At 70.2% G+C, this 11,841-nt stretch carries 14 protein-coding genes; 3 read left to right on the top strand and 11 right to left on the bottom strand.

Annotated elements, in window-relative coordinates:
• The first annotated feature begins 686 nt into the window (after positions 1-686).
• From AC3A57_RS03185 to AC3A57_RS03175, 3 genes are all read left to right on the top strand, one after another.
• A complete protein-coding gene (locus tag AC3A57_RS03185) occupies positions 687-1,931 on the top strand; it encodes a trypsin-like serine peptidase (RefSeq protein ID WP_487577536.1) in 1,245 nt (414 codons plus the stop codon).
• A 106-nt stretch (positions 1,932-2,037) separates the two neighbouring features.
• Positions 2,038-2,322 (top strand): hypothetical protein, encoded by a 285-nt coding sequence (locus AC3A57_RS03180; RefSeq protein ID WP_487577535.1) that lies wholly within the window; start codon positions 2,038-2,040, stop codon positions 2,320-2,322.
• Between the two features lie 27 nt (positions 2,323-2,349).
• Complete coding sequence (locus AC3A57_RS03175; RefSeq protein WP_487577534.1) at positions 2,350-3,585, top strand: trypsin-like serine peptidase; 1,236 nt, start codon at positions 2,350-2,352, stop codon at positions 3,583-3,585.
• A 483-nt stretch (positions 3,586-4,068) separates the two neighbouring features.
• Here the strand turns inward: AC3A57_RS03175 and rpmG are convergent, their stop codons facing one another.
• The 11 genes from rpmG to AC3A57_RS03120 form a co-directional block, all read right to left on the bottom strand.
• Positions 4,069-4,233: a 50S ribosomal protein L33 gene (rpmG, locus tag AC3A57_RS03170; protein WP_064746009.1), complete on the bottom strand. Its 165-nt coding sequence runs from the start codon at positions 4,231-4,233 to the stop codon at positions 4,069-4,071.
• Between the two features lie 13 nt (positions 4,234-4,246).
• Complete coding sequence (rpmB, locus tag AC3A57_RS03165; RefSeq protein WP_064746010.1) at positions 4,247-4,483, bottom strand: 50S ribosomal protein L28; 237 nt, start codon at positions 4,481-4,483, stop codon at positions 4,247-4,249.
• A 465-nt stretch (positions 4,484-4,948) separates the two neighbouring features.
• Positions 4,949-5,284: a lipid-A-disaccharide synthase N-terminal domain-containing protein gene (locus tag AC3A57_RS03160; RefSeq protein WP_064746011.1), complete on the bottom strand. Its 336-nt coding sequence runs from the start codon at positions 5,282-5,284 to the stop codon at positions 4,949-4,951.
• 10 nt (positions 5,285-5,294) lie between these two features.
• Positions 5,295-6,035 carry a glycosyltransferase family 2 protein gene (locus tag AC3A57_RS03155; protein WP_487577533.1) on the bottom strand — a complete coding sequence of 247 codons (741 nt, stop codon included), beginning with the start codon at positions 6,033-6,035 and terminating at the stop codon, positions 5,295-5,297.
• 192 nt (positions 6,036-6,227) lie between these two features.
• Positions 6,228-7,193, bottom strand: coding sequence for an NAD-dependent epimerase/dehydratase family protein (locus tag AC3A57_RS03150; RefSeq protein ID WP_487577532.1), 966 nt, complete (start codon positions 7,191-7,193; stop codon positions 6,228-6,230).
• A gap of 133 nt (positions 7,194-7,326) precedes the next feature.
• Entirely contained in the window at positions 7,327-7,761 is a 435-nt protein-coding gene (locus AC3A57_RS03145; RefSeq protein WP_487577531.1) for a hypothetical protein, read from the bottom strand.
• 176 nt (positions 7,762-7,937) lie between these two features.
• Complete coding sequence (locus AC3A57_RS03140) at positions 7,938-8,174, bottom strand: hypothetical protein (RefSeq protein ID WP_487577530.1); 237 nt, start codon at positions 8,172-8,174, stop codon at positions 7,938-7,940.
• Between the two features lie 224 nt (positions 8,175-8,398).
• Positions 8,399-9,313 carry a ParB/RepB/Spo0J family partition protein gene (locus AC3A57_RS03135; RefSeq protein WP_487577529.1) on the bottom strand — a complete coding sequence of 305 codons (915 nt, stop codon included), beginning with the start codon at positions 9,311-9,313 and terminating at the stop codon, positions 8,399-8,401.
• Positions 9,310-10,128, bottom strand: coding sequence for a ParA family protein (locus AC3A57_RS03130; protein WP_487577528.1), 819 nt, complete (start codon positions 10,126-10,128; stop codon positions 9,310-9,312). Before AC3A57_RS03130 ends, AC3A57_RS03135 begins: the two co-directional genes overlap by 4 nt.
• Positions 10,129-10,344: 216 nt before the next feature.
• On the bottom strand, positions 10,345-11,043 hold the full coding sequence (rsmG, locus tag AC3A57_RS03125) for a 16S rRNA (guanine(527)-N(7))-methyltransferase RsmG (RefSeq protein WP_487577527.1): 699 nt from the start codon (positions 11,041-11,043) through the stop codon (positions 10,345-10,347).
• Positions 11,044-11,094: 51 nt separating this feature from the next.
• Positions 11,095-11,691 carry a 4'-phosphopantetheinyl transferase family protein gene (locus AC3A57_RS03120; protein WP_487577526.1) on the bottom strand — a complete coding sequence of 199 codons (597 nt, stop codon included), beginning with the start codon at positions 11,689-11,691 and terminating at the stop codon, positions 11,095-11,097.
• Between the last annotated feature and the right edge of the window lie 150 nt (positions 11,692-11,841).

Genomic DNA, 11,841 nt, shown 5'->3' with positions numbered 1-11,841 from the left:
CGCGCAGGCGGGCATCCACAGACTTCAGCGTCATGCCTCGACGAAGCCCTGGATCCCCGCTTTCGCGGGGATGACGGCAGGCGAGTTCCGCCGCGGTCGTGGAGGGTGTTGGCGAGTCCCCCCAAGCCGTCATGCCCGCGCAGGCGGGCATCCACAGACTTCAGCGTCATGCCTCGACGAAGCCCTGGATCCCCGCTTTCGCGGGGATGACGGTAGGTGAGTTCCGCCGCGGTCGTGGATGGTGTTGGCGAGTCCCCCCCAAGCCGTCATGCCCGCGCAGGCGGGCATCCACAGACTTCAGCGCCATGCCTCGGTGCGGCGCTGCGCTCCGCGTCCGCGCCGCACTGCCACCGGCTTGCGCATTGCTGTCCTGCCGCATCGTGGGGTCGGCCGCGCCCGGCGCGCTGAACGCCGCTTACCCGCGCCACAGTCGGGTTGAGCCGGCTATCAAGGTTCCGCGATGCGTCCGCGCTCGCGCGCCGCGGAGCCTACCGCGGTCACGGTTTGCCGTGCCCGCATTTGCCAAGGTCGCCCGCGCACGGCCGACCCGGACCGTGCGCCATCCGATCACCCACGGCGCAGCAACCGCCACGCTCGTCCGCCGACCGTCCCGGTGCGGCGCGACGACGCGCGCCCGCACGCTTCCACGTTGCCTTCGCGCCACCACGCCACAGGAGGATTCGCGAATGAACCACGGACTGCCGAACCAGCCGGTTTCCCGCTTGCTCGCCCCCGCCCTGCTCGCCGCCGCCCTCGGGCTGGCGTTGCCGGCCGCGGCGCAGACCGCGCCTGCGCCGATCAAGATCGCCGACGTGCGCGCCGTCGATCTGCAATTGGGCGCGCAGCCCGGCCGCGTCGGCCGTGCCGGCGTCGACGCCGGCGCCAAGGCGGTGGAGATCCGCACCCCCGATGCATCCTTCATCAAGGTGCATTTCGAACACTTCTCGCTGCCGGCCGGCGTCACCCTGGAAGTGGCCAGCCCGGACGGGCGCGAGGTGTACCGCTACAGCGCCGACCGCCGCGATGGCCACACCGTCGCCGCCGAGCTCGGCGAAGACGGCAAGACCCGCTTCTCGGCGATGTCGATCTCCGGCCCGGTCGCGGTGCTGCGCCTGGTCGGCGCCGCGCGCGAGCCGTGGCGCGCCGATCACGGGATCAAGGTTTCGCGCTATCTGGAAGGCTATCCGGAAGACATGCTGCCGGAACTGCAGAACGAAGGCCTGCTCGGCACCGACGTCGGCGGCAAGTCGATCTGCGGCACCGACAACAAGCAGGCCGCGGCCTGCTACGTCAGTAGCGACCCGTTCGCCTACGCCCGCTCCAAGCCGGTGGCGCGCGCGGTGATGAGCGGCGGCAGCCTGTGCACCGCCTGGCGGGTGGGCGCGCAGAACCGCATGTTCACCAACAACCACTGCATCAGCACCGCCGCCGGCGTAGCCGGCGCCGAGTTCTGGTTCAACTACCAGCGCAGCACCTGCACCGGCGCCCAGGCCACGGTGACCAAGGTCGCCGGCGACCAGATGCTGAAGACCAACACCACCCTGGACTACACGCTGTTCACGGTGAAGAACTTCGCCAACATCTCCAGCTTCGGCTACCTCGGCCTGGACCCGCGCGCGGCGGTGGCCAACGAAGGCATCTTCATCGCCGGCCACCCGGGCGGACGGATGAAGGAGCTCAGCATCGCCGACACCCAGAACAGCAGCGGCAAGTGCCGGGTCGACGCGCCCAGCGTCACCGGCAACGCGCCCAACAGCGACGTGGGTTATTACTGCGACACCGAAGGCGGCAGTTCGGGCTCGCCGGTGATCGCGCGTTCCAGCGGCAAGGTGTTGGCGTTGCACCACTTCGGCGGCTGCTTCAACTCCGGCGCCAAGATCTCGCTGATCTGGCCGCAGGTGTCGACCTATTTCGGCGGCGTGATTCCGTAGCCCGAAGCGCCTGAACCAACGTGCGGCTGCGGTGCCGATGCCGGCGCCGCGGCCGCGCGTATTGCTGTCGGCGGCAGCGGTGTCGGCAGCGGCAGCGAGCAGCCCAGTGCGATTGCGCCGCCGCGGCTGCGACCGGCGCGCTCGCTCATCAACCTGGCCCGCGCGCATCGCGGCGCGGGTCTCGGTCGGCTCGCTTCGCGACGGCGTCGCGCGTTCAGTCGATGCGCACACCTGCGATGCGCGCTGCGTTCAAGTTCCGGATATCGGCCGTTCGAATCCGATGCGGTTCACGTTTATGCGCGGATTCGGCCGCGCTCGACGCGCCTGTGCGGCGCCGTCGCTGTGCAAGCTCGTGCCCGGCGCCTGCGCGGCGATCGACGTCGCGCGGTGAGCGCCGGATCGTGATCAAGGAGACGAGATGTCCATCGCAAACCTTCCGGCCTGCGCGCTCGGCCTGCTCGTGAGCGCCTGCCTGTCCACCGCATCGGCCTTCGCCGCCGAGCGCCCGGCGCCGCTGCGCGCCGGCGAAACCCGCGCTATCGCCCTCAGCCTGGGGCCGCAAGCGGGCTTGTCGAAGTCGGCGTGGTCCAAGCCGGTGCAGATCCGCACCGCGGACGCGGCCTACATCAAGGTGCATTTCGAGCACTTCGCCCTGCCCGCCGGCGTGACCCTGGAAGTGTCCGACCCGCAACGCCGCGAGGTGTACCGCTATAGCCAAAGCGACCTTGGCCGGCACACCGTCGATGCGACGCTGGGCGAAGACGGCAAGACCCGTTTCGGCGCGATGTCGGTCGCCGGCAGCACGGCGGTGCTGCGCCTGGTCGGAACGCCGACCGAGCCGTGGGCGCCGCACCACGGCGTGCGCGTCAGCCGTTACGACGAGGGCTTTCCGCAGCCGCTGATGGGCGAGTTGGGCGAGGCCGGCCTGCTCGGCGGCGACGCTTCGTCGAAGTCGATCTGCGGGGTCAAGGACAGCCGTCCGGTGGCCTGCTACGCCGGCACCGATGCGACCGCGGTCGCGCGCTCCAAGCCGGTGGCGCTGATCCTGCTCAACGGCACCAAATGGTGCACGGCCTGGCGCGTCGGCGCAGGCAATCGGGTCTTCACCAACAACCACTGCCTCGACAGCGCCGCCGACGTGGCCGCGTCCGAGTACTGGTTCAACTACCAGGCCACCACCTGCGCGGGCACCGCCAGCGGCACGGTCACCAAGGTCGCCGGCGACCAGATGCTCAAGACCGACCAGACCCTGGACTACACCCTGCTCACGGTGAAGAACGCCGCCGCCATCTCCGGCTTCGGCTATCTCAGCCTGGACGTGCGCAAGCCGGTGGTCGGCGAAGAGATGTACATCAGCGGCCATCCGGCCACGCGCATGAAGGAGTTGTCGGTGGTCAGCGATCGCGACGGCGGTGGCCGTTGCAAGATCATCGATGCCGATGCGGACGGCTACGGCACCGATACCGATGCCGGCTACTACTGCGACACCGAGGGCGGCAATTCCGGTTCGCCGGTGCTGGCGCGCTCTTCGCACAAGGCCGTGGCGCTGCACCACTTCGGCGGCAGCTGCAACCTGCAGGCGCCCAACCGCGGGGTCAAGATGCAGCTGATCTGGCCGCAGGTGAAGTCGTTCTTCGGCAACGTCGTGCCTTGATCCGGGGCCCGTCGCGAGACCGCGGATCGCGCGGCCTCGCGGCGTCGGGGACGGGGCGCCGAAATTGTCGAAGCCGGCATCGGCCGGCTCGGCTTGGAGAGAATCGCCAAGGTCGATCCACGACCGCGCCAGCCCGGCCCATGCCGTCCCCGCGAAGGCGGGGATCCAGGGTTTTTATCCGGGCATGGCGCTGAGGTCTCTGGATGCCCGCCTGCGCGGGCATGACGGCTTGGAGGGCGTCGTCGAACCGCCCATCGTCGTTGAGGCAAGTGCGGGCGCCGCGGGCGTTGTCCCGACCTGGCCCTGAAGCCACGATCATCGATCCCGAGTCCCGAGTCCCGAGTCCCGAGTCCCGAGTCCCGAGTCCCCAAAAGAAAAAACCCGCCAGCAGGGCGGGTTCTTTCCGAAGGCTCCGGACCCCCGCTTTCGCGGGGACGATGCGATGGCGAAGGCGTACGCGCTAAGCGCGAACGCGCCATTGCATCACTTGATCTTGCCTTCCTTGTAGATCACGTGCTTGCGAACGACGGGGTCGTACTTCTTGACCTCCATCTTGTTCGGGGTGTTCTTCTTGTTCTTGTCGGTCGTGTAGAAGTGACCGGTGTTTGCCGTCGAGATCAGGCGGATCTTGTCGCGCTTGGAAGCCATGGTTCAGTCCTCCTCAGATCTTTTCGCCGCGAGCGCGGAGCTCGGCGAGGACGGCGTCGATGCCGTTCTTGTCGATGGTGCGCAGGGCATTGGCGGAAACGCGCAGCTTCACCCAACGGTTCTCACTGGCGACCCAGAAGCGGCGCTCGTGCAGGTTGGGGAGGAAGCGGCGGCGGGTCTTGTTCATGGCATGCGAGACGTTGTTGCCGGTCGTCGTTCGCTTGCCCGTTACTTGGCATACGCGGGACATTGCGCACCTCAAAAGGTTGGTTGCTTCCCTTAGCCAGGGAGGCGGCGGCCCCGGCACCGGCATCGACAGATGCTTGCGCCACGCGATTCGGGCAGGAATCCGCGCTGCACGCGGCGGCCCGGAATCGCGTTTCCGGGACCGCCCGGCCGTTCCTGGGAACGGGCCGGATGCAGCGAGCCGCGCATTATGCCGGCAAATCCATGCCCGGACAAGCACTTGGCTGGGTAGAGCAAAGAAACAGTCCGAATTCTCGCCGATTTCTGAGAACGACGCGCTTGGCCCCCTGTAGGAGCGGCGTGAGCCGCGACCGCCGCAGCGGTGATCGACCGCGCGGGCTCCGAAGCCCGGATCGTCCACGGGCTGCTGCATCCGGTCGTCGGGGCCGGAGCGGTGGCCTCAGCCCGCTAGCGGGCGGTCGCGGCTCACCCCGCTCCTGCAGGGACGGCCGCGCGAGTGGCCGAAGCCTCAGTGGCTGGCCTTGTCGCGGTGCCAGCCGCGGTGCTTGATGTCCAGGTACAGGCTGTAGGCGGCGGTGAAGGCCGGGAACAGGTTCTGGATCACCCCGACCGAGTCCTGCTTCTGCGAGAACAGGAAGTAGCTCAGGGTCATCGCGCTGCCGACCAGGCTCATGTACCAGAACAGGCGCGGGATCACCGGTTTGCCCATGCGCTTGCTGGCGACGAACTGGACCAGCCAGCGGCCGCCGAACATCAGCGCGCCGACCAGGCCGATCAGCTTCCACGGCGACATGTGCAGGCCGGTCCAGGCCAGCCACTCGATCGGCGAGTTCATGAAGTCCATGGCGGCGCCTTCAGCGTTCGACCACCGCGGTGACCTTGCCGCGGCGGATCAGCCAGGCCACCCCGCGCAGGTCGGCGATGCCGACCAGGGCGCGGTTGAGGTTGTTGTACTTGGACACGCCGGCGCCGCGCGCGCGATGGTTGACCGGCACGCTCAGGGTCTTCCAGCCGGCGCGCTGCATCAGCGCCGGCAGGTAGCGGTGCATGTGGTCGAAGTAGGGCAGCTCGAGGAAGGCCGCGCGCTCGAACAGCTTGATCCCGCAGCCGGTGTCGGGGGTGTCGTCGCGCAGCATCCGGCGGCGGATCGCGTTGGCCCACTTCGAAGCCCAGCGCTTGCTGCCCGAGTCCTGGCGGTTGACCCGCCAGCCGGCGAACAGCTTGACCTCCGGCGCCGACTCGGCGCGCTTGGCCAGCAGCTTGGGGATGTCGGCCGGGTCGTTCTGGCCGTCGCCGTCGAGGGTCGCGATCCAGGCGCCGCGCGCGGCCTTGACCCCGGTGCGCACCGCGGTGCTCTGCCCGCTCTGGGTCACGTGGTGCAGCACGCGCAGCTCGGGCACGCCGGCCTTCAGCGCCTGCAAGGCGGCCAGGGTGCCGTCGCGGGAGTGGTCGTCGACGTAGACGATCTCGAAATCGCCGCCATCGGAAGGCGCGCGGCCGCGCAGGGCGGTGGTGATCTCCTGGATCAACGGCGCGACGTTGTCCTGCTCGTTGAACACCGGGACGACGACGGACAGCTGGGGCGATTGGGTCATGGCTCGGAAACTCGCGTTGGGCGCTCGGGGCCGGGGCCGTCTGTTGCAACGGAAACCGCGGCCGCCGCGGGCCTTTCTTATGGGCCGCCCGCTCCCGCGAGAGAGGGGCGAATCGTACTGGCGCGGTACGTTGCCGCGCCGTGAGGCGGTCCGGCCGGCGGATCCTTCCGCGCAGCAGGCCGGGCCGCTGGATCAGGCATTCTCGCCGAAATAAGTCCGGCACCATTCGACCACAAGCGGCAGGCCGCGTTCGATCGACGTCGCCGGTTCGAAACCGAACGCGGCCTGGGCGCGGGCGGTGTCGGCCATGGTCTCGACCATGTCGCCGGGCTGCATCGGCTTGTAGACCTTCTGCGCCGGCTTGCCGGCCGCGGCCTCGATCACGCCGATGAAGCGCTCCAGCTCGACCGGGGTGTGGTTGCCGAGGTTGAACACCCGGTGCGGCGGGGCCTCGGCCGGCGGGTGGTCGAGCGCGCCGAGCACGCCGGCGACGATGTCGTCGATGAAGGTGAAGTCGCGGCGCATCTTGCCGTGGTTGAACACCTCGATCGGGCGTCCGGCCAGGACCGCGCGCGAGAACAGCAAAGGCGCCATGTCCGGCCGGCCCCAAGGGCCGTAGACGGTGAAGAAGCGCAGGCCGGTGGCGCGCAGGCCGTAGAGCTGGGCGTAGGTGTAGGCCATCAACTCGTTGGCGGCCTTGGTCGCCGCGTACAGCGAGCGCGGCTTGTCGATGCGCTGGTCTTCCGAGAACGGCGGCACCGCCGAGTCGCCGTACACCGAGGACGAGCTGGCATAGACCAGGTGCTGCACGCCGCGGTGCCGGCACAGCTCGAGCAGGTTGACGAAGCCGACCAGGTTGCTGTCGACGTAGGCGTGCGGGTTGCTCAGCGAATAGCGCACCCCGGCCTGGGCGGCGAGGTGGATCACCCGTTCCGGGCGGACCTGGTCGAACAGCGCGGCCAGGCCGTCGCGGTCGCCCAGGTCGAGGCTGCGGATGTCGACCTGCGGGCACAGCGCGGCGACGCGGTCGCGCTTGAGCTGGGGGTCGTAATAGTCGTTGTAGTTGTCCAGGCCGACGACGGCGCGGCCCTGGGCGCGCAGGGCGCGACAGACGTTGGCGCCGATGAAGCCGGCTGCGCCGGTGACGAGGATGGTCATGGAAGCTGCGGCGGAGTGGGGAGGGACGGGGGCAGGCGGCGCCGGACGCGGTCGTATCGCGGCACCCGCGGCAGCTTGGCCGCGGGCGCCTGAAGCCTGGTTCACTGCCGGTTGCCGCAATGCGGCAGGCGGGTTATTGCGCCGAGATCTGCTTGGCCAGGCCGAAGGCCTCGTCCAGCTGTTCCTGGCTGGCGGCGTCGATCCAGACATAGACCTTGACCTTGCTCTTGGGCTTGTCGCCCGGCAGGGAGATCACGGTCTCGCGCGAGTAGGGGCGCGCGTTGCCGACGGTCGCCTTCTTGTGCCAGATCACCGCCTGGGTGCCGACCGTGCCCTTCTCGGCGCGCGCCTTCTTGGCCGGCTTGAAGCTGCGCTGGCCCAGGTACACGCCCAGGCCGGTGCCGGTGCCGAGGCTGGACGGCAGCTCGAGGTAGCAGATGGTGTAGTTGGCGCCCTGGCGCTGGCCCCATTTCAGGCTTGGATCGTTGAGCTCGGGGCAGGTCCCGTTCGACTGCGCCCAGGCCAGGACCGGTGCCAGCATCAGTGCGGCGGCGGCCATCCATTTCATGTGCATCTCCTTCTCGGTGTCGGGTTCGGTCGCAGCGGCGACGCCCAAGGCCCGGCCGAAGGGAGATCCGGCTGGGCGGGCGGCGATTGCGGAGGCGCCAGTTTAGTGGATAACGGCGCCGGTTCCGGCGTCGGAGTCACAAGAAAAGCGGCCGGGACCCGGGCGCAGGGCCGGGCTCAGTCGACGCCGGCTGCGCGGTCTTCGTGCGGGTGGCCAGGATAGAGAGCCAGGTCCAGGCCGATCCCGAGCCGAGCCGCCGCGGCCAGCAGGTCGGGCTGCAGTTCCAGGCCGCAATCGGCGTCGCAGAACAAGCCGATGAAGAACCCGGCGCGGCCGCCGTCCCCGCGCAAGGCCTGCAAGGCCTCGCCACGCAACGACAGCCGTTGCAGCCACCCGGCCAGGAACGCTTCCAAGGGCTGCCGCCGCGAGTCGCGGGGCTGCGGCCCCGCCGTGAGGTCGGCGCTCCAGCTCGATTCGCGGTAGGTCCCGGGCAGGGCCCGGCCGTTCGGGGTCGCGCGAAGATCGCCGGCGCGGCTGTGCCGACAGATGGCTGGATCGAGCTCGAGACCTTCGGTCCAGGGGACCAGGTCGGCGTCGGGATGCCGCAGTCGCAGGCTGACCCGGTAGCGGTACGGGTTCAGGCCTCGACCTTGCCGCGCAGCTTTTCCAGCACGCCTTCCAGCGAGTCCAGGTCGGCGTAGTGGATCACCAGGCGGCCCTTGCCGCCGCGGCCGTGGAGCACGTTGACCTTGGCGTTGAGCGATTCCGACAGTTCGCGCTCCAGGGTCAGGATGTCGGCCTGCGGCTTGGCCTTGGCCGGCTTGGGCTTGCCGCCGGTGGGGATCTTGCCGGCGGCGAGCTGCTGTACCCGGTGCTCGACGTCGCGCACCGACCAGCCGGCTTCGGCGGCCTGGCGGGCCAGGGCGATCGCCGCCTGCGGGGCCAGGGTCAGCAGGGCGCGGGCGTGGCCCATCTCCAGGGCGCGGGTCTCGACCAGCACCCGGATCTCCGACGGCAGCTCGAGCAGGCGCAGCAGGTTGGACACCGCCGCGCGCGAGCGGCCCACGGCCTCGGCGGCCTGGGCGTGGGTCAGGTCGAACTCGTCGATCAGGCGGGTCAGCGCCTGGGCTTCTTCCAGCGGGTTGAGGTCTTCGCGCTGGATGTTCTCGATCAGCGCCATCGCGACCACGGTGCGGTCGTCTACTTCGCGGATCACCACCGGGATCTCGCTCAGCCCGGCCAGGCGCGAGGCGCGCCAACGGCGTTCGCCGGCGATGATTTCGTAGGTGCGGCCGCCGCGTTCGCCGATCTCGCGCACGACGATGGGCTGGATCACGCCCTGGGCCTTGATCGACTCGGCCAGCTCGGCCAGCTTGTCTTCGTCCCAGTGCTTGCGCGGCTGGTACTTGCCGGCGCTCAGCGAATCCACCGGCAGGTGGCGCAGCAGGTCGCCGGGCTGGGCCTCGACCAGGGTCGGGGCTTCGGCGGCGGCCTTCGGGCCGAGCAGGGCTTCCAGGCCGCGGCCGAGGCCGCGCTTCTTGGTCGAACTCATGCAGCGGTCTCCGCGATGGCGGCGCGCGCGGCGGCCTTGGCGGCCTGCTCGCGTTCGCGCTGGCGGCGCAGCACTTCGCCGGCCAGGCCCATGTAGGCGATGCCGCCGCGGCTGGCCTTGTCGTAGCCGACGATGCTCTGGCCGTGGCTGGGCGCTTCGGCCAGGCGTACGTTGCGCGGCACGATGGTGCGGAACACCCGGTCGCCGAAGTGGTTGATCAGTTCGGCCGAGACCGCGTTGGCGAGGTTGTTGCGCACGTCGAACATGGTGCGCAACACGCCTTCGATTTCCAGTGAAGGGTTCAGCCGCGCCTTCAGCGCCTCGATCGTGTCGACCAGCGCGCTCAGGCCTTCCAGGGCGTAGTACTCGCACTGCATCGGCACGATGATCGAATCGGCCGCGGTCAGCGCGTTCAAGGTCAGCAAGGACAGCGCCGGCGGGCAGTCGACGATGATGAAGTCGTAGCGGTCGGCCAGCGGCGCCAGCGCGCGCTTGAGCCGCTGCTCGCGCTCGTCCTCGGCCATCAGGCGGATCTCGGCCGCGGTCAGGTCGATGTTGCCGGGCAGCAGGTCGAAGTCTTCCGGGGCGCGCACGATCGCGCTGCCGACTTCGGCTTCGCCGAGCAGGACGTCGCAGACCGAGTCCTCGAGCTGGCGCTTGTCGATGCCGCTGCCCATGGTCGCGTTGCCCTGCGGGTCCAGGTCGACCAGCAGCACGCGCTTGGGCGCGCGCGCCAGCGCGGCGGCCAGGTTGACCGCGGTGGTGGTCTTGCCGACCCCGCCTTTCTGATTGGCGACGGCGATGATGCGGGCCATGCGGCTCGTCCCCTGCTGATTCGGTGTGATGACGGGAGACGGCCGGCGCTCGGCGCCGGCCGGACTGGGCATTATGCCCCAGTCTTGCGTGGGGACTCGGGACTGGGGCTTGGGAGGAGCGGGATTCGGGACTCGGGACTCGGGACTCGGGACTCGGGACTCGGGACTCGAACCAAGCGGCGGCGCCGCGACCGGGCAGGCCGGCTTAACGGCGGGCTAACCCGCCGCGATCGGCGAGTCCCGAGTCCCAAGTCCCGAGTCCCGCCGGCCGATCACCACCATGTGCCGCTCGGCCTCCAGGCCGGGCACCCGCATCGGCTCGACCGCGCGGACCTCCCAGGCCGGCGGCAGGGCGGCGATTTCCTCGTCCGGGCGCACGCCCTTCATCGCCAGCAACACCCCGCCGGGCTTGAGCAGGTGCCCGCCCAGTTCGAGGATCAGCGGCAGGGTCGCCAGGGCGCGGGCGGTGATCGCGTCGTAGCCGCCGGGCTCGGCGAAGGCCTCGATCCGCGACTCGGCCACGCGCGCGTCCTTCAGCCCCAGCTGGCGCAAGGCTTCGCGCATGAACCGGGCTTTCTTGCCGTTGCTTTCGACCAGGGTCACGCGCAGGCCGGGCTTGACGATGGACAGCGGGATGCCGGGCAGGCCCGGGCCGGTGCCGAGGTCGGCCAGGGCGCCGCCGCGGCGCGCCAGCGGGTCGACGTAGGCGTGCATGGCCAGCGAATCGAGCAGGTGCTTGGCGACCATGTCCTGCGGATCGCGGACCGCGGTCAGGTTGTAGGTGCGGTTCCAGCGCGCCAGCAGGGCCAAGTAGTCGAGCAGCGGCGCGGACAGGGCCGGATCCAGGCCGAGCGCGGACAGGCCGGCTTCGAGCTCGCTGCGCAGCCCGGACGGCAGAGGGGTGGGGGTCGTCATCGGCGACAGTATCGCCGATGCCCGGCGGCGGACGGAAACCCGCGCCGGGGTTCAGGCCGGACGCGGGCGCCAGGCCAGCGCGCCCAGGTAGCCCGGGGCAGGCTCGATCTCGCGCAGGGTCCAGTCCTGCGGCAGGCCCAGCGCCGGGTCGCATTCGACCAGGCGCAGTCCGTCGGCGCCGTCCTCGAAACGCAGCTTCTCCAGCCCGAACGACAGGCCGTGGCCGTGCGCCTTGAGCACCGCCTCCTTGGCGCACCACAGGCGCAGGAAGGCGCGGTCGAGGTCGCGATGGCCGCGCAGCCAGCCGGCTTCGGTCTGGCTGAAGAAGCGCGCCGCGACCTCCAGCGCGCGCGGCCGGCGGTGCAGCCGCTCCAGGTCGACGCCGATCCGCGCCTGCCGCGCCAGCGCCACCAGCAGGCGCTCGCCGCTGTGGCTCCAGTTGCAGTCGTAGCCCTGATGGGGCGGATTCAGGTGCGGTCGCTGGCGTTCGTCCCGGTTCAGCGACAGCCCCGGGTCGCCCAGTTGCCCGGCCAGCCAGGCCCGCGCCTCGGGCTCGGCCGGATGGCCGTGGCGATGCGCCAGCCAGGTCCAGCGCACCGCATGCGGACCGGCTTCGGCATGGACGTCGGCGGGGGTAGGAACGGACATGAACAACGTGCTTTGGCGTCGGCCGGGCCGGTCAGCGTAAGCTAAATGCGGGGAACGGACTCGGCCGGCCGGCGCGGCGCGCAAGGCGCGCCGTCAGCGCAGGATCAGGCGGGTCCGGGCAAGTTGCAGCATGAAGCGGCCTCGGCGGCC

It is taken from the genome of Lysobacter sp. Soil_C_15 (genome assembly GCF_057657315.1).
Note: the sequence above shows the minus strand (reverse complement) of the source record. Positions and strands in the feature narration are given on the sequence as shown.